The sequence below is a fragment of the Shinella sp. 1A1 genome (assembly GCF_055379515.1).
On the sequence record NZ_AP039672.1, the window covers coordinates 358,417 to 380,972 of the forward strand.

Below are 22,556 nucleotides of genomic sequence, written 5' to 3' on the forward strand. Positions count from 1 at the left end.
GTCGGGAGGAGAGGCCATGGTCGACAAGACTTGCGAGGAAAGGCTCCGGCCGGACCTCGTTCGCAACTATCGTCCCGTCGCGATCCGTTCCGTGGTCGCGGCGCATGCGATGCTTCCGAAGGCACGCCCGGACGCCAATGCCGAACCTCCAGCACCTGTCTCGGGCTTTGCCCTTCCGGCCGGTTTCCACGATCCCCTTGAGGATTGAGATTTGACGCCGACGGCAGGACGTTCTCGTCCTTGCGCGGCAGATTCCCGCTTCGGATTGTAAAAGAAAATCGCATAGTCGATGCCGCGAGGCGGTCATTGCCGCCATCACTTCACCGGAGCATGGCGCGCAGCGGGAATATAGCAAGATACGCCTGGTGCCGTTCATCCGGCACGCCCTCCGACGCCGTGCCGGATGAAAAATCAGCGGCAGGCCGACATTTCAGCGAACTCCATCGCCGGTTTTCTCATTACTCTTTCAGGCACTCGTTCTGAAGAAGCACAGGAGAAGGCTGATTTGCCGATCGTTGCGACCGCCGCATGGTCGATCCCGAAGAAACTGGCTCACCTGTTTGCCCGGGAGGGAAGCGGTCTCACCAGATATGCATCCATGTTCGACGGTGTGGAGATCAACTCGACTTTCTACCATCGGCACAAGACATCGACCTTCGCGCGGTGGGCCGAATCCGTGCCGGACCGCTTCCGGTTCTCGTTGAAGATTCCCAGAGAGATCAGCCATAGCCGCGCGATGAGGGAGATCGTCGGGCCATTCGATGCTTTCCTCGAAGATATCGCCCCGCTCGGTGAAAAACGCGGTCCCCTGCTGTGCCAGCTTCCGCCCTCGCTGACGTTCGATGCCGACAAGTTCGAGATAGCATTCAGGGCAATGCGAGATGCCGATACGGGGCCGATCGTCATCGAGGTGCGCCACGGGAGCTGGGCGTGCGACGAGGCATTGGATCTGCTTGAGAGATACGCGATCGAGCGGGTTCTCGCCGATCCGGCGCTGGTGTGGCCGGCAGAGGGTTTCGCCGACCCGCCGCGATATGTTCGCCTCCACGGCAAGCCGAAGGTTTATTATTCGAGCTATACGGAGGAAGAGATAAGGTCGTTCCGGACCCTTGCGGCGCCCGATGGCTGGTGCGTCTTCGACAATACCGCTTCCGGAGCCGCGATCGAAAATGCACTGACGATGCTCGGGCGGCCCCTGCGGCCTGCGGAGACGAGAGTCCTCCTCTGAATATGCGTCTGCCCTCTCAGCGGCGCATTTTAGCCGGGACCTCCTCGTCGGGTACGGGAGTGATGTCAGGCGCTTCTTCAGGGACGACATCCGGGCCCGGTTCTTCGATCGGACGCTCGGGAATATCGGGCAAGGAATCCGGCGTTTCTTCCGGTGGAACCTCCACCGGCTTCTTCGGGTCTTTGGGATCGATGAGCATGGCGGCCTCCGGTTCATGTCGCAAAACCCGCCTTTCCCGACATTGTTCCGGTTGAACATGGCAGCTTCAGCCTTGCGCGATCATTGAAACCCTGCGGTCCCGCCCTAATCTTCAGACGTGTCAAACGCTAAAGGAGCTGTTCATGGGCATTTTCAGCCGCATTAAGGAAAAACTTTTCGGTGGTTCGGCGGAGCAGCCGGAGCGGACCGTGACGGCGGGCGCCGGCAGCCCTGCAAGCGCCGATATGGCTGGGACGGCAGGCGCCAATTCGAAGCTTGGCGACGAAGTCACTGCAACGCTCTCGGGTGCGCATTCCGAATCCGGCGTCTCGAAGCAGGCCGGGTCGGTTGACGTCGCAGCCGTCATGGATGCGGCGGTGAAGAAGAACGGACAGAAACTCGACTGGCGTCGCTCGATCGTCGATATGATGAAGGCGCTCGATCTGGATTCAAGCCTGTCGGCACGCAAGGAACTTGCAGACGAATTGGGCTACACGGGAGACAAGAACGATTCGGCGACCATGAATGTCTGGCTTCACAAGGCGCTCATGAAGGCGCTGGCCGACAATGGAGGAAAGGTGCCGGCTGAATTGCTTGATTGAGCAAGTAGCCGCCGATCCTCTACCTCTGTCATCGTCAGGGCCAGCGCCCTGGCGATGAATTGGCGCTGGGAACGGAACATAGGACCCATGCGATCAGCGGCATCACGATGCCGAAGCCGATTTTGTCGGGTGCCGCGGCGCCTCGGTGTTGATGCGGGTCCTGTTTTCCGTTAGCGGCAAAACCTCCGGTTTGGGACGGCTTTCGGCCGAGAATTTGTGCGGCCGCGGCGGTTTCCGGTCGGATGCCGCAATGGGTGTTCCGTTGGGAACGCTGCCCGGGTGAGGGTCCTCGACCTCGGTGGCGGATGCTTGCGATGCCGTGTTCTTCGGATCAACCATGGATGCATCTCCTCTTTTCGAGGTAAATGCGCGCGCGGCTCCCGAGGTTCCGGGAAGGGGTATTTCGGCGGCGCAGGGATGCGCCGGAGTGGAGCCTTCACGCCCAATGCCGGATCCGGCCATTGTCCGTTGGTTTCGGTCCGGACCTATCGAATGTCAGGACGTTCACTTCTGTCCGGCGCGTCGAGCGCATCGATCTTGCGCAACTGCGGGAACATCCATGCCCATAGCATCGAGACGGCCAGGGTGCCGACGCCGCCGATGACGACGGCCGGTACGACGCCGATGAAATGCGTCATGACGCCTGCGCGGAATTCGCCGAGTTCGTTCGATGCCCCGATGAAGACGGAGTTGACGGCGTTGACGCGACCGCGCACCTCGTCGGGCGTCCAGAGCGCCATCAGGGTCTCGCGCACATAGACCGAGATCATGTCGCCGGCGCCCATGAAGGCGAGCGCCACGATCGAGAGCCAGGGCGTTTGCGACAGGCCGAAAACCATCGTGGCAAGGCCGAACACGGCGACGCCGACGAACATCTTGATCCCGGAACCGTGCCGGATCGGAAACGTCGCCAGGAAGATCGCCATGGCGATTGCGCCGACGCCGGGAGCGGCGCGCAGGAGGCCGAGGCCCAGCGGCCCGAGAACCAGGATGTCGGATGCGAAGATCGGCATCAGCGCGACGGCGCCGCCGAGCAGCACCGCGAAGAGATCGAGCGAGATCGCGCCGAGCACGACCTTCTCGAAGCGAATGAACTTGAAGCCGGCAAGGATATAGGTCCAGCTTGTCGGCTCGCCCACCTTGCGCTGGGCGGGCTTGGGAATGAGGAAGACCAGCACGGTGGCCGCGGCCATGAAGGCGAGGGCGACCGAATAGGCGACCGTGGGATCGAGCCCATAGAGCAGGCCGCCCGTCATGGGGCCGACGATCGAGGCCGTCTGCCAGGATGAGGCATTCCACGCGAAGGAGTTGGCGAGGTCCTTTTCCGGCACGAGATTGGGCGAAAGCGACTGCACTGCCGGTCCCATGAAGGCGCGCTCAATGCCGAAGATCACGAGAATGACGAAGACCGGGACGGGCGCGAAAGTGCCGGTAACGGTGAGCAGCAGCAGCGCGGCGGCGCAGAAGGCGCTGATGGCAAGGCAGATCGAGACGATGGAGCGCCTGCTGTAGCGATCGGTCACGGAACCGGTGACAAGGATGAGCAGCAGCGAAGGCAGGAACTGCACCAGCCCGATCATGCCGAGCAGGAAGGCGCTTCTGGTGACTTCATACATCTGCCAGCCTACGGCGACCGAGATGATCTGGATCGCAAAGGCGGCGAGAAAACGGGCGAAGAAGAACTGGGCGTAGGAACGATGCCGGAAGGCGGCAAAGCGGTCGCCCGCCGATGTGATTTGCATGAAAGGCTCTTGTGGGAAGAAGCAGTGGCCCGCTGATCGTAGAGCACGCGCCCGACTGTCGGTCGTGGGATAAGAAGCCGGGAAACGAATATTTGTCAACGGGAAACAGCCGCGCCGGGGAGGCCGGGCTTGATCGGCGCGCCGCTGCCGATCACAGGTCTCGTGCTGTCCGAGCCACCGTTGGCGCGGTATGCCGGATCACGCCCCCGGCGCCGGCGGCGTGCCGGTGCCGTGGACGAAGATGCGGATGCAGCGGCGCATGTAGTCCTTGCGCGCGTTAAGGCCCGGCCATTCGGCGCCCGTGCCGGTTTTCGTCACGACGGCGCCGAAGATCATGTCCATGAGGATGGTCGCGGCGCTCACCGTGTCGTCCGTGAAAAGCCGCCCGGCCTGCTTCTCGCCCTCCATCCACTCGGCCAGCAGCGCATGCGCCCGCCGGCCGCCGAGCCGCATCATCATCTCGCCGACTTCCGGATAGCGTGCCGCTTCCACGACGGTGAGGTTGAGTAATGCTTCCCGCGCCCTATCCTCCTCCTCGCCGATATCGACCTGGAAGATCCGTTCGAGCGCGTCGGAAAGGCCGAGGTGCCGGTAGTCGCCGGGAAGCGCCAGCATGCTGGTGCGGTGCTGCTCGATGATCGCGCCCAGGAGGTCGGTCTTGGAGGGGAAGAGTTCGTAGAGCGTGCGCTTGGAGACGCGGCAATGGGTGGCGACCTCGCTCATCGTCGTCTTGCCGTAGCCCTGCGCCAGAAAGAGCCGGCGCGTCGCCTCGATGATACGCGCGCGCTGCTCGGCGGGCGTCGCGAGCCGCGGGCGGCCGCGCGTCCTGCGCTTGGCGGGAAGGGACGGGGCCGGCGTTTCGGGCATGGGGTTTCCGTGGAGCATTGACAATGTCGATATCGGGATATTAATGGTACCAATGAGTTTTGTAAATATGGCAAGCGGGCAGGATGATCTGCCGCTACCGGAAAAGGGTGCATGATGCGCGAGAGAATCCTGCGGATCGGCCTTGTGGCCGCCGGCCTCCTCCTTCTGGCCGCCTGCTCGGACCAGAGCAGCGGGAACGCCCCGCCCGGCGGCGGCGCCGTGCCCGCCGCGGAGGTAGGCTTCGTGGTGCTGAAGGCGCAGTCCGTGCCGCGCCATGCCCAGCTCTCCGGCCGCGTCGTCGCGCATGCCACGGCGGAAATCCGCCCGCAGATCGACGGCATCATCCAGAGCATCGATTTCCGCGAGGGCCGCAAGGTCGATGCCGGCGACGTGCTCTTCAAGGTGCGCGACGCGAAATTCAGCGCCGCCTATGCGGCGGCGGCCGCGTCCCTGTCGCGCGCCGAGGCGAGCCAGCAATCCGCGCAGGCCGCCTTCGACCGGAATGCGCGGCTGCAGTCGCAGAGCGCGGTGAGCCAGCAGGCGCTCGACGAGGCGACCGCGGCGCTGCTTCAGGCGAAGGCCGACGTGGAGGCGGCGAAGGCCAGCCTGGAGACCGCGCGCATCGACCTCGACAACACGACGATCAAGGCGCCGATCGCCGGCATCATCGGCATGGCGGGCGTCAGCGTCGGCTCGCTCGTCACCCAGAACCAGACGGATGCGCTGGCGACGATCCGCCAGATCGATCCCGTCAATGTCGACCTCGTCGACACCAGCGCCAATCTCCTGAAAATCCGCCAGGATGTCGAGGCCGGACGCCTCGGCCGCGACGGCGAGGGCGCGCCGAGCGTGCGGCTGACGCTGGAGAACGGCGCGGACTACGATGAGACCGGCACGATCTCGCTGGCGACGGTGAATGTCAGCGAAAGCACCGGCACCTTCACCCTGCGCGCCAGCTTCCCCAATCCCCGGCGCGTGCTGCTGCCGGGCATGTTCGTGCGCGCCTCCGTCGATCTCGGCAGCATGCCGAACGCCTTCCTGGTGCCCCAGCGCGCCGTGCAGCGCAGCGGTACGGGCGAGCCCGTCGCCTATGTCGTCTCCGCCGACGGCAAGGCGGAGCAGCGCACGCTGACCACCCTTGGCACGTCCGGCAACGACTGGATCGTGACGGAAGGGCTGAAGGACGGCGAGCGGCTGATCGTCGACGGCTTCCAGAAGATCTCCGCGGGCGCTGCCGTGACGCCGGTGGAGGCGGTCATCGACGAGGACGGCGTGGTGAAGCAGTCGCTCGCCGGCCCGGCCACGACGGGCGATGCGTCGGGAGCTTCGAAATGACGGAAGGTCTGCGGCGCAATGCCCTGGCGAGCTTCTTCATCGCTCGCCCCGTCTTCGCCATCGTGCTCGCCATCGCCACGCTTCTGTCGGGTGTGATGGGCATCTATTCGCTCTCGATCTCGCAATATCCCGATGTCGCGCCCGTCACCGTGCGCATCGGCGCGTCCTATTCCGGCGCCACCGCTGAAGCGGTGGAAAACTCGGTCACCACGAAGATCGAAAGCGCGATGACCGGCCTCGACGGCCTGCTCTACATGGAATCCTCCTCGAACACCGGCTCGGCCTCCATTTCGCTCACCTTCGCCAGCGGCACGGATGCGGAGCTGGCGCAGGTCGAGGTGCAAAACAAGCTGGCCCGCGTCGAATCCCAGCTTCCCGAGGCCGTGCAGGATGCCGGCGTCAGCGTGTCCCGCTCGCCTTCCGGCATCCTGATGATCGGCAACATCATCTCGCGGGACGGCCGCTACACCTCCTCTGAGCTCTCCGACATCATGTCGAGCAGCATCGAGGAGCGCATCGAGCGGCTCGACGGCGTCGGCTCGGTGCAGTCCTTCGGCAGCGGCTATGCCATGCGCGTCTGGCTCGACCCGGACCAGATGCAGAAATACCAACTCGTCCCCTCGGACGTCACCACGGCCATCAAGGCGCAGAACGCGCAGGTTGCCGCCGGCTCCATCGGCGCGACGCCCGTGGTGCGCGGCCAGCAGCTGAAGGCGAGCATCGTCGCGCAGACGCAGATGACCTCCGCCGAGGAGTTCCGCAAGATCATCCTCAAGACGGCGAAGGACGGCTCCGTCGTGCGCCTCGGCGACGTGGCGCGCGTCGAGATCGGGCTGGAAAGCTACGGCCAGAGCTCGACCTTCAACGGCATGCCGGCCGCCGGCTTCGGCGTGCAGCTCGCCAGCGGCGCGAATGCCATCACCACGGCCGCGGCCGTGCATACGGAACTCGACGGTCTCGCGGGCTCGCTGCCCGAGGGCGTCGAGATCGCCTATTCCTACGAGACGACGCCCTTCGTGGAACTCTCCATCGAGAAGGTGGTCGAGACGCTGATCGAGGCCATCGTGCTCGTCTTCCTCGTGCTTCTGCTCTTCCTTCAGAACCTCCGCGCGACGCTCATTCCGATGATCGCGGTGCCCGTCGTGCTGCTCGGCACCTTCGGGGTGCTCGCGGCCTTCGGCTATTCCATCAACATGCTGACCATGTTCGCCATGGTGCTCGCCATCGGCCTTCTCGTCGACGATGCGATCGTCGTGGTGGAGAATGTCGAGCGCGTCATGTCGGAGGAGGGGCTTTCCGCCCGCGAGGCGACGGAAAAGTCGATGGGCGAGATCACCGGCGCGCTGATCGGCGTCGCGCTGGTGCTCACCGCCGTCTTCATTCCCATGGCTTTCTTCTCGGGCTCGGTCGGCGTCATCTACCGGCAGTTCTCCATCACCATCGCCAGCGCCATGCTGCTCTCCGTCCTCGTCGCGATCGTCCTGACGCCGGCGCTCTGCGCCATGCTGCTGAAACCCACCCATGGCGGCCTGGCGGCGCGCATCTTCGGCGGCTTCAACCGGGGCGTCGAAAAGACGACGCGCGGCTATGTGCGGGCAGTGGGCGGCATCGTCGCAAGGCCGCTGCGCATGCTCGTGGTGTTCGCCGCGCTGCTGGCCGGCGCCGGCTGGGTCTATACGCAGCTTCCCTCCTCCTTCCTGCCGGAGGAGGATCAGGGCGTGCTGATGACGCAGATCACCCTGCCGGCCGGCGCCAATGCCGCCCGCACGCAGGCCGTCATCGACATGGTCGAGGACTATTTCCTCAATGACGAGAAGGACGCGGTGCAGAGTGTCTTCATGACGCTCGGCTTCGGCTTCGGCGGCAGCGGCGAGAACGCGGCGATGGCCTTCGTGCGCCTCAAGGATTTCGATGCGCGCAAGGATGCCTCGCTCTCCGCCTCCGCCATATCGCAGCGCGCCTCGGCGCATTTCCGCAAGATCCGCGATGCGGAGGTCTTCGTGCTCGCCCCGCCGGCCATTCAGGGGCTGGGGCAGAGCAACGGCTTCTCCATGTATCTGGAGGATACCGGCAACCGGGGACGCGACGCGCTGACGGCGGCCAGCAACCGGCTTGCCGACCTTGCGCAGGCGGACGACACGGTCGGTAATGTGCGCGGCAATACCCGCACGCTGGAAAGCCAGCTCAAGATCGAGGTCGACCAGGAGAAGGCCGGCGCGCTGGGCATCGACCTCAGCGGCATCAACGGGCTGATCTCCACGGCCTTTGCCGGCAGCAATGTCAACGACTTCGTCTATAACGGCGAGATCAAGCCGGTCTATGTGCAGGCCGACGCGCCTTTCCGCATGCAGCCGGAGGATGTCGAGCGCTGGTATGCCCGCAACGGCGACGGCGAGATGGTGCCGTTCTCGGCCTTCGCCACGACCAAGTGGATCCAGGGTTCGCCCTCGCTCTCCCGCTTCAACGGGACGCCCGCCATTTCCATGAACGGCGCGGCGCAGGCCGGCGCCAGCTCCGGCGATGCGATGGACCGCATGGAGGCGCTCGTCTCCGGCCTCGACGGCGGCTACAGCGCGGCCTGGTCCGGCCTTTCCTACCAGGAGCGGCTCGCCGGATCGCAGGAGGCGATGCTCTATGCCGTCTCGCTGCTCGTCGTGTTCCTCTGCCTCGCCGCGCTCTACGAAAGCTGGTCCATCCCGCTCTCCGTCCTGCTCGCCGTGCCGGTCGGCGTGCTCGGCGCGCTGGTGGCGGCCTGGGCCTTCGGCCAGTCGAACGACGTCTATTTCAAGGTGGGCCTGCTGACGACCATCGGCCTCACGGCCAAGAACGCCATCCTCATCGTCGAATTCGCCAAGGACCTGCGCGATGAGGGCCGAAGCGCCGTCGACGCCGTGCTGGAGGCCGCGCGCATGCGCCTCCGGCCGATCGTCATGACGTCGCTCGCCTTCATCCTCGGCGTCCTGCCGCTCGCCTTCGCGACGGGAGCAAGCTCGGCGGCGCAGAACGCCATCGGCATCGGCGTGATGGGCGGCATGATCGCCGCGACCGTGCTCGGCATCTTCTTCGTGCCGCTGCTCTTCGTGGTCATCGCGGGCCGGCGAAAAGCCTAGCGGTGGCGCCATAGGGCGCCACCCGCAGAGAAAATCTTGCCTTTCGGACCAGACGGTGCCGTTCCGGTTGACCACCGGAACGGCGATAGCCTTGCCGTATTCGGTTCACGAGCAGTCGTAGCCATCCCTTCGGGAATTCGGCAAGGCGACGCCGGGAAAGGTGCGCGGCCGGGCGATCGCCTGTTCAGTGCATTTTTTTTGTCTTTATAGCGCATTTAATTCCGTTTGCCTTCCTGTTTCCCGCTGTCCAGACTCCCCGAAAGCAACGCATGGCGGAGGTGAGACGATCCGCCGGAGGAAAGGTGGAGGCGATGTCCGAGACGATCACGAACGAAGTCGAGCACCGGCCGGGCCTTGCGGCCCGCTGGCTGTTCTCCACCAATCACAAGGACATCGGCACGCTCTACCTCGTCCTTTCCATGCTGTCGGGCATTCTCGGCACCGGCCTTTCCGTGGCGCTGCGCATGGAGTTGCAGGAGCCGGGTCTGCAGTTCTTCTCCGATCCCGGCGTCTTCAACGTCGTCGTCAGCGCGCACGGGCTGGTGATGATCTTCTTCGTCATCATGCCGGCGCTGATCGGCGGCTTCGGCAACTGGTTCATCCCGATCATGATCGGCGCGCCGGACATGGCCTTTCCGCGCATGAACAACGTCTCGCTCTGGCTGCTCGTCGCCTCGCTCGTCCTGTTCGTGCTGTCGCTGTTCGTGCCGGGAGCGACCGGGGTGAACGGCCATGGCGGCGGCTGGACGCTCTATCCGCCCTATTCGACCGAGGGCCAGCCGGGGCCGGCGGTCGATTTCGTCATCCTGTCGATTCATCTGTCCGGCGCCTCGTCGATCCTCGGGGCGATCAACTTCATCACCACGATCCTCAACATGCGCGCGCCGGGCATGACTTTGCACAAGATGCCGCTCTTCGCCTGGGCGATGCTCGTCACCGCCTTCATGCTGCTCTTCTCGCTGCCGGTGCTGGCCGGCGCCGTCACCATGCTGCTCACCGACCGCAATTTCGGCACGACCTTCTTCCAGCCGGCGAGCGGCGGCGATCCGATCCTCTACCAGCACCTGTTCTGGTTCTTCGGCCATCCCGAGGTCTACATCATGATCCTGCCGGCCTTCGGCATCGTCAGCCATGTGATCTCGACCTTCTCCAGAAAGCCCATCTTCGGTTATCTCGGCATGGCCTATGCCATGGTGGCGATCAGCGCCATCGGCTTCGTCGTCTGGGCGCATCACATGTTCACGGTCGGGCTGTCGCTGGTTTCGCAGCGCTACTTCGCCTTCGCCTCGATGGTCATCGCCGTGCCGACGGGTATCAAGGTCTTCTCGTGGCTGGCGACCATGTGGGGCGGGTCGATCCGCTTCGCCACGCCCATGCTCTGGGCCATGGGCTTCGTCCTGCTCTTCACCATCGGCGGCGTCACCGGCGTGGTGCTCGCCAATCCCGGTGTCGATCGGGCCTTGCACGATACCTATTACGTCATCGCGCATTTCCATTACGTGCTGTCGCTCGGCGCGGCCTTCGCCATCTTCGCCGCCTGGTACTACTGGTTCCCGAAGATGAGCGGCTACCGGATGAGCGAAACGCTGGGAAGGCTGCATTTCTGGCTGACCTTCGTGGGCGTCAACCTCGTCTTCTTCCCACAGCATTTCCTCGGGCTTGCCGGCATGCCGCGCCGCTATGCCGACTATCCCGACGCCTTCGCCGGCTGGAACTTCGTCTCCTCGGTCGGCTCCTACATCTCCGCCGCCGGCCTTGTCGTCTTCTTCATCGCCGTGGCGGAAGCCTTTGCGAGAAAGCGCGTCGCCGGCGACAATCCCTGGGGCGAAGGGGCGACGACGCTCGAATGGACGCTCTCCTCGCCGCCGCCCTTCCACCAGTTTACCGCGCTGCCGCTGATCGAATAGGGCGCCTAGGCGGGGCTACGCTTCACCGCCGTCGGCACGATGCCGAAGCGGCGGCGGAAGGCGGTGGCGAAGTTGGCGGCGCTGGTATAGCCGGCGATGCCGCTCGCCTCCTGCACGCTGGCCTCGCCGGTGGCGAGCGCGGCATAGGCACGCTCCAGCCGGACGTTGCGCACATGGTCGAAGACGCTGCGGCCCTCGGCGGCGCGAAACAGGCGCTGCAGGCCGCTGGCGCTGATGCCGGCCTCGCGCGCGATGGTCTCCACGCTGAGCGGTTCGGCGGCGCGCGCGGCGATGAAATCCTTGGCGCGCTGGAGGCAGGTCATGTCGTGCCGGGTCAGCAGGCCGCCGCCCGCCTCGCGCCGGTCCGCCCGCAGCGCCGCCGCCATGGTCTCGGCCACCAGCTCGACGGCGCGGCCTTCGAGATAGAGGTCGCGCAGCTCGGGAATGAGCGGGCAGGGGCTGAAGATCTGCCGCACCAGCTCCACCATGCGCGGCGTCAGCGTCCAGCGGTATTCCGCAAGATGGTCGCGCAAGAGCCGCGTGCCGCCCTTGGTATCGGCGACGGCTTCGAGCACGTCGCGATGCAGCCATTCCGGGGTGGCCGACACCACGAGATGGCGCAGGTGCTGGCGTCCGCGCGAGGCGCGCGCGAAGCTCTCCGGGCAGGCATTCATGATCGCGACCCCGCGTGCCGCACCCCGGTTCGCCTGGAAGGCGAAATGGCGGTCACCGATGGAAAGATCGACGCTGCCTTCGAGGAAGAAGATGCAGGAAAGCTCCTCGGGAAGCTGCGATGTGGCCGTGAAGGGCCGCTCCTCGATGGCGTCGCTGGCATGCAGCACGAGGCCCCGCCGCAGCTCGCGATGCAGGAACGCACCCTTCATCAAGGTGTCGTCCGGCGTCAGCCGGTCGTCCGGGCTGTCGAAGGCGATGCCGGCATGGCGCATGAAATCGCGCACGCGCAGGCGTCCGTCATTCGTCTTCAGTCCGGCTCCGCCTTCGGCTGCCATGTCCGATCCTTCGATATCCGCCGTCCCGCGCTTCGCAGAGTGACCCGCAGGCCTTAGCGAACCGTCACGCCCCATGACGATTTACCGGTGCGCAAAGGCTTTTGCGTGTCGCGCAAAGGAACCGACATTGTCGGCCGTGCGATTGTTGCCCTAAGGAATACCTTAACTTGATTTAAGTGGTCAAGTTTAAGGCAAGGTATAGCTGTCAGGGCGGCGATGATGAATTCGGCATACGGAACGGAAATGGATGCGGCGGGAATGGCATGGCGGGCGGCCGGGCGAAAGCGCTTCTGGCTCGCCTCGACCGTGCTGCTTGCCGTGACCGCGGCGGGCGGCCATGCGCTGGCGCAGGATGCCGGCGCGACCACGCTGGAGACCGTCACCGTCGACGGCGGCAAGGAGACCGGCCGCGGCCCGGACAAGGGCATCGTCGCCAAGACCAGCCGCAGCGCCTCGAAGACCACGACCTCGCTGCGCGAGACGCCGCAGGCCGTGAGCGTGGTGACGCGCGATGAAATCGACGCACGCGGCGCCAATTCCGTGCGCGAGGCGCTTCGTTACACGCCGGGCGTTCTCGCGGAGGCCAATGGCGACGACGTTCGCGGCGGCTGGATGTGGATCCGCGGCTACAACGCCTATTCCAGGCTCTGGCTCGACGGCCTCGCCCAGGCGGGCGATCCCGACGGCTACGCCTCCTGGCCGATCAATTCCTACGCGCTGGAGCGCGTCGAGGTGATCAAGGGGCCGGCCTCGGTGCTCTACGGGCAGACCGTGCCCGGCGGGCTGGTCAACCAGGTCAGCAAGCGGCCGCAGACCACCGCCCATAACGAGGTCGAGGTGACGACATCCTCGCTCGGCGGCATCCAGACCTCGGCCGATTTCACGGGACCGCTCGGCAGCGACGGCGACTGGTCGTACCGTCTCGTCGGGCAGGGGCGGGATCTCGGCAGCCAGATCGACAAGGAGCGCAACCGGCAGCTCATGCTGTCGCCGAGCCTCACCTGGTCGCCCGACGAGGATACCTCGCTCACCCTCTACGGCCTCTACCAGAAGGTGAACCCGAAGAATTTCAGCGGGCGCTTCTATCCGGCATTCGGCACGCTGATCCCCAATCCCGCCGGGCAGATACCGACCGACACCCATATGGGCGACTATCTCTCCAATGCGAACGAGTTCGACGCTAATCTCTATACGGCCGGCTACGAATTCTCGCATAATTTCAACGAGAGCCTGACGTTCCGGCAGAACCTGAGATACAGCTATGCCGATCAGAACATGTTCCTTGCGGTCGTCAACCCGGCCTTCACATGGCCGTCGAACCCGCCCTCGGGCACCACGCTCGGACGTGTCGTCTCGGCATCCGACGACACGCTGTCGTCCATCGACATCGACAACAAGCTCGAGGCGCGCTTCGAGACCGGCGCGCTCGACCATACGATGCTGTTCGGCCTCGAATATTTCCACATCCGGTCCGACCGGCATTTCGGCTCGGCGGCCATCGCCGGGCAGGATTACCTCCATCCGGTCTATGGCGGCACCTATCCCTACCCGGCATGGACGACCTCCAGGCTCTCAACGCAGAACCAGGTCGGTGTCTATGCCCAGGACCAGATCCGCTACGACAACTGGCTGGCGACGCTCGGCCTTCGCTACGACCACTCGGAAATCACGACGACCGACCGCCTGAAGAACGTGACCTACGAGAACAAGGACGGCGCGCTTTCGGGCCGCGCGGGCCTTGCCTATCTCTTCGACAACGGCCTGACGCCCTATGCGAGCTTCTCCACGGCGTTCCTGCCGACCATCGGCGCGGACGTGAACGGCGATCCCTACGAGGCGCAGCAGTCGCGGCAGTTCGAGGTGGGCGTCAAGTACGAGCCGGAAGGCGGGCGGGGCATGATCGGCGTCTCGCTCTACGACCTGAAGCTCGACAATGCGCTGACGCCCGTCTACAGCGGCACGGGCGCGACGCTCGGCAATATCCAGACCGGCGAGCAGCGCATCCGCGGCGTCGAGATCGAAGGCAAGTACGAGCTGACGCCGGAACTGGACCTGATCGCCTCCTACGCCTATTCCGACTCCAGGGTGCTCGCGACGAATATCGCGACTCAGGTGGGCAAGGACATGCTCCGCGTGCCGACGCATCAGGGCGCTCTCTGGGTGCAGTACCGGCCGGAATGGGCCGAGGGCCTTGCGCTGAATGCGGGCGTGCGCGCCATGTCGTCCTACCATACCGACACGACCTATCTCGACTCGCTCGAAATCCCCGGCCTTGCGCTGGTGGATATCGGCGCACAATACGATCTCGGCGCCCTGAACAAGGATTTTGCCGGAACGACCTTCCGCGTCAACGTCTCCAACCTGTTCAACAGAACCCATATCGTCCAGTGCACCAATGCCACGGGCGGAAGCTGCAACTACGGGCCGGGCCGGACCATCACGGCGAGCCTGAAATTCGAATGGTGACGCGATTGGCGACAGCGCGACCGAACGCGGCGGGAAAGGCTGGCGGCACGCCGCCGGCCTTCCGTCTCCTGTACTGGATGCTGGCGGCGGCGGCCGTCCTCATGGCCCTCGCGTTTCCGGCCGAGGGGCGTGCGGAAATCGTGCTGTCGGATGCTGCCGGCCGTGAGGTGCGCCTTGCCGCGCCCGCGCGCCGCATCGTCACGAACGAAAGCCTCATCCTCATCTCGCTCGCCCTCGTCGATGCCGATCCCGTATCGCGCCTTGCCGGCTGGGCGGCACCCCAGCGCATCGACCGCGGCATGTACGACGCCTATCGCCGCCGCTTCCCGGCCATCGACGCCATTCCGGCGGTCGGAAGCGTGCTGCCGGGCAAGACCTCGACGGAGGCGATCCTCTCCGTCAAGCCGGACCTCTTCGTCGTCTCGATCTGGGAAACCGGCTGGACGGAGATCGTGGCCACGCTGGAGGCGGCGGGCGTACCCGTCATCTTCCTCGACGGGCCGGTGAACGACGGCAAGGGCCCGGCGGAAACGACGGCCTTTTCCGTCGCGCTGCTGGCGAAGGCCGTGGGGCAGGAGGCGAAGGGCGAGGCCTTCGGCGATTTCCTGCGCGCCCGCTACAAGCGCATCACGGATCGCACGGCGGCGCTGGAGCCGGTCTCGGTGCTCGTCGACGCCCATGCCGGCGCGACCTGCTGCTCGACGCCGGGCAAGGGTAACCGCATGACGGAATATCTGCGGCTCGCCGGCGGAAGGAGCATCGGCGCCGACGTGCCGGGCTATGACGGGCAGCTCAGCCCCGAATATGTCATCGGCACGGACCCGACGGTCTATATCGCGACCGGCGGCCCGCATCTTGCCGCCCAAGGCGGTCTCGTCCTCGGCGGCGGTATTTCCGAGGCGGCCGCACAGGCGTCCTTCGCCGATATCCTCGGCAAGGGCATGCGCGAGGCGCTGACGGCCGTGCATGAGGGCAGGGCCCATGCCGTCTCGCACCAGCTTTCCATCTCGGTGCTCAACATCCTCATCTTCGAGTGCTTCGCCAAATGGATGCATCCCGACCGCTTCGCGGATGTCGATCCCGCCGGGACGCTCGCCGAGATCAATGCCCGTTTCCTGGCGGTGCCGCTCGAAGGCACGTTCTGGATCGACCACAAGCCGCAGTAAGGACGAGAACATGCAAGCCAGGCAATATACCGCACAGGCCCGGATCGCGCTCAGCAATCCCGGCCCCGTCATCGCGGACTTCTGCGAGCACATGGTCGAGCACAATGCGGTGGTGAGCGAGGGCCCGGAGGGCCCGGAACTGAGGCTCGGCGCCATTCGCGCCCGCTTCTCGCGCGACGGCGATGCAACGCTGGTCGATGTCGCCGCGCCCGATCTCGAAGGGCTCTATCTCGCGCGCATGTCCGTCGCCTCGCATATCCTGGAATTTGCCGGCGACGATCCGCCGGTCATCGCCTGGACGGGCGACGGCGGCGAGATCGCTCGCCCGCCGAACTTCCAGATCCTTAAGGTCACAGGCTGTCGCACGCTCACCCCGCATATGCGCCGGCTGACGCTGGCCGGCGAGAACGTCGCGCGTTTCGCCGGCCTCGACGCGCTGCATCTCAACCTCATGATCCAGCGCCTGGAGGCGGCAAGGCCGCAATGGCCGCAGGTCGGCGCCAACGGGATGATCGAATGGGAGGAGCCGGACCTGCGCCCGCTGATGCGCAAATACACGGTCCGCTCGCTCGACCTTGCCGCCGGCACGCTCGATATCGATTTCGTGCTGCACGAGGATGCCGGGCCGGGCTCGGATTTCGCCGCGCGGGCGGCGGTCGGCGACCGGGTCGGCGTGGTCGGCCCCGGCGGCGGCGGCCTCGCTGCGGCGGACTGGTATCTCTTCGCCGGGGACGAGACGGCCCTGCCGGCCATCGCCCGCATGCTGGAAGCCCTGCCGGCGGAAGCACGCGGCCATGCATTCCTGGAGGTCGCCGACGCGGCCGAGGTCCAGCCGCTTGCCGCCCCGTCCGGCATCGCGGTCACGTGGCTGATGCGCGATGGCAAGGCAGCCGGCACCACGACCCTGCTCATCGACGCGGTCCGAGCCACTGCCTTTCCGGCCGAAGGCGAAAGGGTCTATCTCTGGGCCGGCTGCGAATTCGAGGCTTTCCGCGCGATCCGCGCCTTCGCCCGCCAGGAAAAGACGCTCACCGGTGACGAGCACCTCGTCGTCTCCTACTGGCGCCGCGGAACGGTCGAGGGCGCCTAGGCTGTGCGCCGCTCGCTGCTGCAAGGATGCCGGTCGATCAAGGCTCGGAAGTTGCTTTCCGTGCCTTTTCAATCTGCCTTGCCAGAATACACATCAATTCGAACATGATGGTCGCGCCGGCGATGGAGGTCATGCCGGCAAGGTCGAACGGCGGTGAAACCTCCACGACATCGGCGCCGACGAGGTTGAGGCCATCGAGCCGCCGGACCATCTGCTGCGCTTCCCGCGTCGTGAAGCCACCGATTTCCGGTGTGCCGGTCCCGGGAGCCATCGACGGATCGATCGCGTCGATGTCGAATGTCACATAGGTCGGGTTCTGGCCGACTATCTCGCGCGCTTCGGCCATGACGTCCTCGACCCCGCGGCCGACGAATTCTTCCATATAGATAATGCGAATTCCCTGGGCGATGGCCCAGTCATGCTCGTCCGGGGCATAAACCGATCCGCGAATTCCGATCTGGACGATGCGGCGCGGATCGAGAAGTCCCTCCTCGATCGCACGTCGGAAAGGGGTGCCATGCGTGTAGGGATTGTTTCCGAAATAGGTGTCGTTCGTATCGGAATGAGCGTCGAACTGGATCAGCCCGACCTGCTTCTGCCTTGCGACTGCGCGCAGGATGGGCAGGGTGGTCAAATGATCGCCGCCGACGCACAGGGGAAGCGCCCCGGCGCCGACGATTTCGGCAACGCCTTCCTCGATCAGCCGGAGGGCGTCCAGCAGATCGATCGGGTTGACCGCAAGGTCACCGATATCGGCGATGTTGGCGACGCGAAATGGTTCCGTCTTGAAGACGTGGTGGGTGCTGCGCATCAGGCTGGATTGGTTGCGGACCTCCCGAGGGCCATGGCGCGCGCCGGCCCGGTTGGTCGTTCCACCATCCCAGGGAATGCCGGCCAGAGCAATGTCGAGGCCCTTCGCAGAGGGAACTGCAGGCAGCCGCATGAATGTCGCGTGACCGGCAAACCGGGGTACCTTTGCGGCATCTACTGGTTGATGGAACGTCTCGCTCATTCAGGCTTCCTCCCCGAGATCAAGAAAAACCCGCACGACGGGACCTGCCCGTCATGGGGAATCGATATCAGGCTACCTTTGAGACCGTACCAGTCAATCACCGAAATAGGCCCGCCTGATTCCGTAACGGTGGCCGTCTGAGCCGCTCGGTGTCAGCCCGTGATGGTCGTAGACGAAACCGTATTTGCGCGCGATTTCCTCGCGCGGCTGCAGGAAGATGCGGCTGCAATGCCTCTTGCTTGCAGATGAACTCATATGGCGCCGGTGTCCGGAGTTGCAGGCGCCAGCAATGTCGCGGGACGTCGGCGTCTATTTCGAATGGCGGGCTGGTGTTTCCGGAATGACATACTGCTGTTACCCTCGATCCGAGCGGCGGCTCGCCGGGTAATGGAAACAGAGGACGAGGCAATGACAGCAGCAAGGTTCGTGTCGGTCTTCCTCGCTCTGATCCTTATGGCGGCCCCTGCCGGGGCCCAGGTCGTCGACTTCCTCGGCATACCGGGGCCGATCGATCTCGACAGGACGTCATACGAGCTGGCATGGAGTTCCCGGCCATCGGAAAATTACAGCAAACAGGAATATGTCCCGGCGGGCCAATCCGTCGAACAATACCACCAGATGCTTCTGGTTGAACATGTGACAGGTGACGTCAAGGTCATCGATGTCGTCAAAAGCCAGATCGAGATGCTGCGAGAGCGGAAGAATACCGACCCTCTCGCCAATTTCGAAATTCTGCAAAAAAATGCTCTCGGCGAAGTGGCGCTCGACTTCCTGGTCAGCACCAGGGATCCGAAGGGCGAGTATATTGTCGAATGGAACCTGTACCGCTATGTGCCGACAAAGTCCGGCGTCCTGCTGTTCGCCGTGAGCCACCGGGCTTACGGAAATGACAATACAAAAGTGTTTCTCGGCGGCCTGAAGCAGTTGCGGGCCGGGCAGACACGGGCGTTGCTGGAAGCATCCCTGCCGGAACCGAAGAATTAGCCTTTCGACGCTCCGGGCCGCGGATGTCCCCGCCGACCACCTGTGCGGCTGCGTCCGATCAAATGCTCGCCCGCATCGACGGTTTCTCCGGCGGCCCCTGGAGCGGCGTCATTCCCCGTGTGGTGGCATTGTGTCTTTCGCCTGTCCGCTCCTGAAAACCGGCGGCGATGTTCCCTCCCAGCTCTTTGCGAGCGGTCCGGCGGCGAGCGCGAGGAGATCGATGGCGCGCGCCGCGAGATGGTCGACGACCTCCGCGAGGGATTGCGGCAGGTGGTAGAAGGCGGGAACGGGCGGCATGACGATCGCGCCCATCTCGGTGACGGCGCACATGTTGCGCAGGTGGCCGAGATGAAGCGGCGTCTCGCGCGCGAGCAGGATCAGGCGGCGACGTTCCTTCAACTGCACGTCGGCCGCGCGCGTGAGCAGGGTGTCGGTGCGGCCGGTGGCGACGGCCGAAAGCGTCTGCATGGAGCAGGGCGCGATCACCATGCCGCCGACCGGAAAGGAACCGCTGGCGATCGATGCGCCGATATCGCCATTCGGGTGATGGCAGTGGACGAGGGGCAGGAGGCTTTCCATCGCATCCGGCCCGCATTCCAGATCGAGCGTGCGCCGCGCCGCGTCGGAGACGACGAGATGGATCTCGACATTCTGCAGGGCCGAAAGCCGCTCGACGATCCGCACGCCGAGCGCTGCGCCCGAAGCGCCGGAAATGCCGACCACGACGCGCTCGTTTCTCATGCGCTCGCTCCATCGAGACCGAGGGAGGCCCAGAGGCCGTCGATCCGCGCGGTGACGTCCGGGGCCATGGCGAGCACCCGGCCCCATTCGCGGTCGGTCTCCGCGCCGATCTTTGTCGTGGCGTCCAGTCCGAGCTTGCTGCCGAGGCCGCTTTGCGGCGAGGCGAAGTCGAGATAGTCGATGGGTGTGTTCTCCACGACCATCAGGTCGCGGCCGGCGTCGAAGCGGGTGGACAGCGCCCAGATCACGTCCGGCCAGGATCTCACGTCGATATCGTCGTCCACGACGACGATCAGCTTGGTGTAGCTGAATTGCGGCAGCATGGACCAGAGGCCCATCATCACCCGCCGCGCCTGGCCGGGGTAGCGCTTGTCGATGGAAACCACCATGGCGCGATACGAGCAGGCTTCGGGCGGCAGCCACAGGTCGCGGATTTCCGGGAACTGACGCTTTACCAGTGGCACGAAGAGCGCGTTCATCGCCTCGCCGAGCCGGGAAGGTTCGTCCGGCGGCCGGCCGGTATAGGTGGAAAGATAGAGCGGGTTGCGGCGCATCGTGATCGCCGAGAGCGTCATCACCGGAAAGGGCTCGACGGCATTGTAGTAGCCCGTATGGTCGCCATAGGGGCCTTCGTCGGCCGCCTCGGTGGCCGAGACGGTGCCTTCGAGCACGATCTCCGCACTGGCCGGCACGGGCAACGGAACGGTCACGCCGCCCGCCGTCTCCTGCCTGCGGCCGCCGAGCACGCCGGCGAAGGAGAGTTCGCTCATGCCGTCCGGCAGAGGCATGACGGCCGAGAGAATGGTGGCCGGGTCCGCGCCGATCGCCACCGCTACCGGCATGTCGCGGTCGCACTCCTTCCAGAGCCGGTGATGCCGCGCCCCGCCGCGATGCGCCAGCCAGCGCATGATCAGCCGGTTCCGTCCGAGTTTCTGCATGCGATAGATGCCGACATTCACGTCCGCCGGATCGTCCGGCGCGCAGGTGATGACGAGCGGCCAGGTGATGAGAGGCGCGGGCTCGCCCGGCCAGCAGGTCTGGATCGGCAGCCGTCCGAGATCGACATCGCCGTTCCGCCAGACGATCTCCTGGCAGGGCGGATGCCGCGTCTCGCGCGGGTTCATCGAAAGGGCCGCCTTCAGGTGCGGCAGCTTTTCCCAGGCATCGCGCAGCGAGCGGGGTGGCCTCGGATCGCGCAGATCCGCGAGGAAGGCCGCAAGGCGCGGCAGGCCGCCCGTCTCCAGCCCGAAGCCCCATTCGATGCGCTCGCGCGTACCGAAGAGATTGGCAAGGAGGGGGATGGGCTGGATATTTCCCGCGGCATCGACCGGCTGTTCGAAGAGGAGCGCGGGTCCTTCCTCGGCCAATATGCGGCGGTGGATCTCCGTGATCTCGTGGACCAGCGAGACCGGCTCGCGGATGCGTACCAGCTGCGCGCGCCGCTCGAGCAGGGCGACGAAATCCTGAAGGCCGTCGAAACGGCGAGGAATGGGGGCATCGGCTTTCATGGGATGCGATTGCCGGGAAAAAACGGTCCGGTCTTTGTGCTGGCGCAAATTCGCGCCGGGCAAGGCTTCCTAGGTTCCGGCCGTTCGTTTTTTCGCAAGGGCCGCTTTCATGACGTCGCTACCGCCGCTTCTCGCAAGACAGGTCGATCTTATGCCGGTCTGGCTGGTGGAGCGGGTGGCGCGCGGGCTCTTTTCGAGCGTGCTGAAGGCGCATCCCGAACTCTTCGAGCGGCTCGGCGACTATTGCGGGACCCGCTATGGCTTTTCCCCGACCGACCTGCCGTTGCATTTCATCGTCGTGCCGGCGACGCGCACGCTGGCGGTTTCGCGCGGTGCGCCGCCCCTCGCCGATGCGCGTATCGAAGGGCCGCTGGTGCTGCTGCTCGGCCTGCTCGAAGGGCGCTGCGATGCCGACGCCCTGTTTTTCTCGCGCGATCTTGCCGTCACCGGCGACATGGAGGCGATGCTGGCGCTGCGCAACGCGCTCGATGACAGCGCCATCGATCTGCCCGACGAACTCGGCGCACTGGCGGGGCCGCTCTCGCCGCTGGTCATCGGCGCGGCGCGCTTTATCCGCAGCCGGGCGCTCGAAGGAAAGGATGCGACATGGAACTGATCTGCCCGGCCGGCACGCCCGCCGCCTTTCGCGAGGCGGTGGAGGCGGGGGCCGATGCCGTCTATTGCGGCTTCCGCGACGAGACCAATGCCCGCAATTTCCCCGGTCTCAATTTCAGCCGTGAGGAGATGCGCCAGTCGATCGCGCTCGCGCGTTCGAGGCGTGTCTCGACCTTCGTGGCGCTCAATACCTTCATGCGCGCCGGCGATGAGGCGCTGTGGTATCGCGCGGCAGACGACGCAGTGGTAGCGGGTGCGGATGCGCTGATCCTCGCCGATTTCGGCCTGATGGCCTATGTGGCGGAGAAATATCCCGAGCAGCGGCTGCACGTCTCCGTGCAAGCCTCCGCCTCCAATTCGGATGCCATCCGCTTCCTCGTCGAGGCTTTCGGCGCGAAGCGCGTGGTGCTGCCGCGCGTGCTCACCGTGCAGGATATCGCCCGGCTGACACGCGGAATTGACTGCGAGGTGGAGGTCTTCGCCTTCGGTGGGCTTTGCGTGATGGCGGAAGGGCGCTGTTCGCTTTCCTCCTATGCCACCGGCAAATCGCCGAACATGAACGGGGTCTGCTCGCCGGCAAGCCACGTGCGCTACCGGCAGGACGGCGCGGACCTCGTCTCGGAACTCGGCGACTATACGATCAATCGTTTCGGCCCCGGCGAAGCCTCCGGCTATCCGACGCTCTGCAAGGGCCGTTTCGAGATCGGCGACGTCGAGGGCTACGCCTTCGAGGACCCGGTCTCGCTCGACGTGATCGATGAAATCGACGCGCTGCGGAGGGCGGGCGTTACCGCGCTCAAGATCGAGGGCCGCCAGCGTGGCAAGGCCTATGTGGCGGAGGTCGTCTCCTCCATGAAGCGTGCGCTCCAGGCCGAGCCGGCAGAGCGGGCCGCGCTCGTCGCCCGGCTGCGAATGATGAGCGAGGGGCAGCGGACGACCACGGGCGCCTATGACAAGCGCTGGCGATAGGAGAAG

20 protein-coding genes and 1 pseudogene are annotated in these 22,556 nt (G+C 65.3%); 12 read left to right on the forward strand and 9 right to left on the reverse strand.

The annotated features are described in order from the left end of the window. Positions 1-16 precede the first annotated feature (16 nt). A complete protein-coding gene (locus tag ACZ48C_RS18465) occupies positions 17-208 on the forward strand; it encodes a hypothetical protein (RefSeq protein WP_464783981.1) in 192 nt (63 codons plus the stop codon). Between the two features lie 53 nt (positions 209-261). Here the strand turns inward: ACZ48C_RS18465 and ACZ48C_RS18470 are convergent. After that, positions 262-376, reverse strand: a pseudogene (locus ACZ48C_RS18470) (epoxyqueuosine reductase QueH); the annotation flags it as partial. 129 nt (positions 377-505) lie between these two features. On the opposite strand from ACZ48C_RS18470, the gene ACZ48C_RS18475 reads away from it, so the two are divergent. Next, positions 506-1,228, forward strand: a complete 723-nt coding sequence (locus ACZ48C_RS18475) for a DUF72 domain-containing protein (RefSeq protein WP_464783953.1) — start codon at positions 506-508, stop codon at positions 1,226-1,228. Between the two features lie 16 nt (positions 1,229-1,244). Here ACZ48C_RS18475 and ACZ48C_RS18480 read toward each other — a convergent pair whose 3' ends face one another. Continuing rightward, positions 1,245-1,427 (reverse strand): hypothetical protein, encoded by a 183-nt coding sequence (locus ACZ48C_RS18480; protein ID WP_424547641.1) that lies wholly within the window; start codon positions 1,425-1,427, stop codon positions 1,245-1,247. A gap of 142 nt (positions 1,428-1,569) precedes the next feature. On the opposite strand from ACZ48C_RS18480, the gene ACZ48C_RS18485 reads away from it, so the two are divergent. Beyond that, positions 1,570-2,028 (forward strand): DUF3597 domain-containing protein, encoded by a 459-nt coding sequence (locus ACZ48C_RS18485; protein ID WP_454631041.1) that lies wholly within the window; start codon positions 1,570-1,572, stop codon positions 2,026-2,028. 102 nt (positions 2,029-2,130) lie between these two features. Here ACZ48C_RS18485 and ACZ48C_RS18490 read toward each other — a convergent pair whose 3' ends face one another. The 3 genes from ACZ48C_RS18490 to ACZ48C_RS18500 form a co-directional block, all read right to left on the reverse strand. Continuing rightward, positions 2,131-2,367 carry a hypothetical protein gene (locus tag ACZ48C_RS18490; protein WP_464783583.1) on the reverse strand — a complete coding sequence of 79 codons (237 nt, stop codon included), beginning with the start codon at positions 2,365-2,367 and terminating at the stop codon, positions 2,131-2,133. A gap of 146 nt (positions 2,368-2,513) precedes the next feature. Continuing rightward, complete coding sequence (locus tag ACZ48C_RS18495; RefSeq protein WP_119255906.1) at positions 2,514-3,770, reverse strand: MFS transporter; 1,257 nt, start codon at positions 3,768-3,770, stop codon at positions 2,514-2,516. A 198-nt stretch (positions 3,771-3,968) separates the two neighbouring features. After that, positions 3,969-4,637, reverse strand: coding sequence for a TetR/AcrR family transcriptional regulator (locus tag ACZ48C_RS18500; protein WP_464783584.1), 669 nt, complete (start codon positions 4,635-4,637; stop codon positions 3,969-3,971). 111 nt (positions 4,638-4,748) lie between these two features. Between ACZ48C_RS18500 and ACZ48C_RS18505 the strand changes: the two genes are divergently transcribed. The 3 genes from ACZ48C_RS18505 to ctaD all read left to right on the forward strand — a co-directional run bounded on the left by ACZ48C_RS18505 (position 4,749) and on the right by ctaD (position 10,989). Next, positions 4,749-5,972 (forward strand): efflux RND transporter periplasmic adaptor subunit, encoded by a 1,224-nt coding sequence (locus tag ACZ48C_RS18505; RefSeq protein WP_464783585.1) that lies wholly within the window; start codon positions 4,749-4,751, stop codon positions 5,970-5,972. A gap of 23 nt (positions 5,973-5,995) precedes the next feature. Continuing rightward, positions 5,996-9,082, forward strand: coding sequence for an efflux RND transporter permease subunit (locus ACZ48C_RS18510; protein ID WP_464783954.1), 3,087 nt, complete (start codon positions 5,996-5,998; stop codon positions 9,080-9,082). 311 nt (positions 9,083-9,393) lie between these two features. Then, a complete protein-coding gene (ctaD, locus tag ACZ48C_RS18515; protein WP_464783586.1) occupies positions 9,394-10,989 on the forward strand; it encodes a cytochrome c oxidase subunit I in 1,596 nt (531 codons plus the stop codon). 5 nt (positions 10,990-10,994) lie between these two features. Here ctaD and ACZ48C_RS18520 read toward each other — a convergent pair whose 3' ends face one another. Beyond that, positions 10,995-11,999: a helix-turn-helix transcriptional regulator gene (locus tag ACZ48C_RS18520; RefSeq protein ID WP_464783587.1), complete on the reverse strand. Its 1,005-nt coding sequence runs from the start codon at positions 11,997-11,999 to the stop codon at positions 10,995-10,997. 258 nt (positions 12,000-12,257) lie between these two features. Between ACZ48C_RS18520 and ACZ48C_RS18525 the strand changes: the two genes are divergently transcribed. Genes ACZ48C_RS18525 through ACZ48C_RS18535 form a run of 3 tightly spaced genes read left to right on the forward strand, consistent with a single transcriptional unit; the run spans position 12,258 to position 16,721 of the window. Further along, positions 12,258-14,465: a TonB-dependent siderophore receptor gene (locus ACZ48C_RS18525; protein WP_464783588.1), complete on the forward strand. Its 2,208-nt coding sequence runs from the start codon at positions 12,258-12,260 to the stop codon at positions 14,463-14,465. Positions 14,466-14,470: 5 nt separating this feature from the next. Continuing rightward, positions 14,471-15,631, forward strand: a complete 1,161-nt coding sequence (locus ACZ48C_RS18530) for an ABC transporter substrate-binding protein (protein WP_464783589.1) — start codon at positions 14,471-14,473, stop codon at positions 15,629-15,631. A gap of 10 nt (positions 15,632-15,641) precedes the next feature. After that, on the forward strand, positions 15,642-16,721 hold the full coding sequence (locus ACZ48C_RS18535) for a DUF2218 domain-containing protein (protein ID WP_464783590.1): 1,080 nt from the start codon (positions 15,642-15,644) through the stop codon (positions 16,719-16,721). A 37-nt stretch (positions 16,722-16,758) separates the two neighbouring features. Here the strand turns inward: ACZ48C_RS18535 and speB are convergent, their stop codons facing one another. After that, a complete protein-coding gene (gene speB / locus ACZ48C_RS18540) occupies positions 16,759-17,733 on the reverse strand; it encodes an agmatinase (protein ID WP_464783591.1) in 975 nt (324 codons plus the stop codon). A gap of 408 nt (positions 17,734-18,141) precedes the next feature. Here speB and ACZ48C_RS18545 point away from each other — a divergent pair, with 408 nt between their 5' ends. Then, positions 18,142-18,717: a hypothetical protein gene (locus ACZ48C_RS18545; RefSeq protein ID WP_464783592.1), complete on the forward strand. Its 576-nt coding sequence runs from the start codon at positions 18,142-18,144 to the stop codon at positions 18,715-18,717. Between the two features lie 108 nt (positions 18,718-18,825). Here the strand turns inward: ACZ48C_RS18545 and ACZ48C_RS18550 are convergent, their stop codons facing one another. Both ACZ48C_RS18550 and ACZ48C_RS18555 read right to left on the reverse strand, forming a co-directional pair. Next, complete coding sequence (locus ACZ48C_RS18550) at positions 18,826-19,458, reverse strand: UbiX family flavin prenyltransferase (RefSeq protein ID WP_464783593.1); 633 nt, start codon at positions 19,456-19,458, stop codon at positions 18,826-18,828. After that, positions 19,455-20,966 carry a UbiD family decarboxylase gene (locus ACZ48C_RS18555; RefSeq protein WP_464783594.1) on the reverse strand — a complete coding sequence of 504 codons (1,512 nt, stop codon included), beginning with the start codon at positions 20,964-20,966 and terminating at the stop codon, positions 19,455-19,457. The genes ACZ48C_RS18550 and ACZ48C_RS18555 overlap by 4 nt, the downstream gene beginning before the upstream one ends. A gap of 109 nt (positions 20,967-21,075) precedes the next feature. Between ACZ48C_RS18555 and ubiT the strand changes: the two genes are divergently transcribed. Beyond that, the gene (gene ubiT / locus ACZ48C_RS18560; RefSeq protein ID WP_464783595.1) at positions 21,076-21,582 is read left to right on the forward strand and encodes a ubiquinone anaerobic biosynthesis accessory factor UbiT; all 507 of its coding nucleotides are present in this window, start codon (positions 21,076-21,078) and stop codon (positions 21,580-21,582) included. After that, positions 21,573-22,550, forward strand: coding sequence for a ubiquinone anaerobic biosynthesis protein UbiU (gene ubiU / locus ACZ48C_RS18565; protein ID WP_464783596.1), 978 nt, complete (start codon positions 21,573-21,575; stop codon positions 22,548-22,550). The genes ubiT and ubiU overlap by 10 nt, the downstream gene beginning before the upstream one ends. Positions 22,551-22,556 lie beyond the last annotated feature (6 nt).

What these genes read in the sequence shown, in the direction of transcription:
- ACZ48C_RS18465 (WP_464783981.1), top strand. Translation starts at nt 17, where the DNA reads ATGGTCGACAAGACTTGCGAGGAAAGGCTCCGGCCGGACCTCGTTCGC.
- ACZ48C_RS18545 (WP_464783592.1), top strand. Translation starts at nt 18,142, where the DNA reads ATGACAGCAGCAAGGTTCGTGTCGGTCTTCCTCGCTCTGATCCTTATG.
- ACZ48C_RS18500 (WP_464783584.1), bottom strand. Translation starts at nt 4,637, where the DNA reads ATGCCCGAAACGCCGGCCCCGTCCCTTCCCGCCAAGCGCAGGACGCGC.
- ACZ48C_RS18550 (WP_464783593.1), bottom strand. Translation starts at nt 19,458, where the DNA reads ATGAGAAACGAGCGCGTCGTGGTCGGCATTTCCGGCGCTTCGGGCGCA.
- ACZ48C_RS18555 (WP_464783594.1), bottom strand. Translation starts at nt 20,966, where the DNA reads ATGAAAGCCGATGCCCCCATTCCTCGCCGTTTCGACGGCCTTCAGGAT.
- ACZ48C_RS18485 (WP_454631041.1), top strand. Translation starts at nt 1,570, where the DNA reads ATGGGCATTTTCAGCCGCATTAAGGAAAAACTTTTCGGTGGTTCGGCG.
- speB (WP_464783591.1), bottom strand. Translation starts at nt 17,733, where the DNA reads ATGAGCGAGACGTTCCATCAACCAGTAGATGCCGCAAAGGTACCCCGG.
- ACZ48C_RS18520 (WP_464783587.1), bottom strand. Translation starts at nt 11,999, where the DNA reads ATGGCAGCCGAAGGCGGAGCCGGACTGAAGACGAATGACGGACGCCTG.
- ctaD (WP_464783586.1), top strand. Translation starts at nt 9,394, where the DNA reads ATGTCCGAGACGATCACGAACGAAGTCGAGCACCGGCCGGGCCTTGCG.
- ACZ48C_RS18495 (WP_119255906.1), bottom strand. Translation starts at nt 3,770, where the DNA reads ATGCAAATCACATCGGCGGGCGACCGCTTTGCCGCCTTCCGGCATCGT.
- ACZ48C_RS18505 (WP_464783585.1), top strand. Translation starts at nt 4,749, where the DNA reads ATGATGCGCGAGAGAATCCTGCGGATCGGCCTTGTGGCCGCCGGCCTC.
- ACZ48C_RS18535 (WP_464783590.1), top strand. Translation starts at nt 15,642, where the DNA reads ATGCAAGCCAGGCAATATACCGCACAGGCCCGGATCGCGCTCAGCAAT.
- ACZ48C_RS18480 (WP_424547641.1), bottom strand. Translation starts at nt 1,427, where the DNA reads ATGCTCATCGATCCCAAAGACCCGAAGAAGCCGGTGGAGGTTCCACCG.
- ubiT (WP_464783595.1), top strand. Translation starts at nt 21,076, where the DNA reads ATGACGTCGCTACCGCCGCTTCTCGCAAGACAGGTCGATCTTATGCCG.
- ACZ48C_RS18490 (WP_464783583.1), bottom strand. Translation starts at nt 2,367, where the DNA reads ATGGTTGATCCGAAGAACACGGCATCGCAAGCATCCGCCACCGAGGTC.
- ubiU (WP_464783596.1), top strand. Translation starts at nt 21,573, where the DNA reads ATGGAACTGATCTGCCCGGCCGGCACGCCCGCCGCCTTTCGCGAGGCG.
- ACZ48C_RS18525 (WP_464783588.1), top strand. Translation starts at nt 12,258, where the DNA reads ATGGCATGGCGGGCGGCCGGGCGAAAGCGCTTCTGGCTCGCCTCGACC.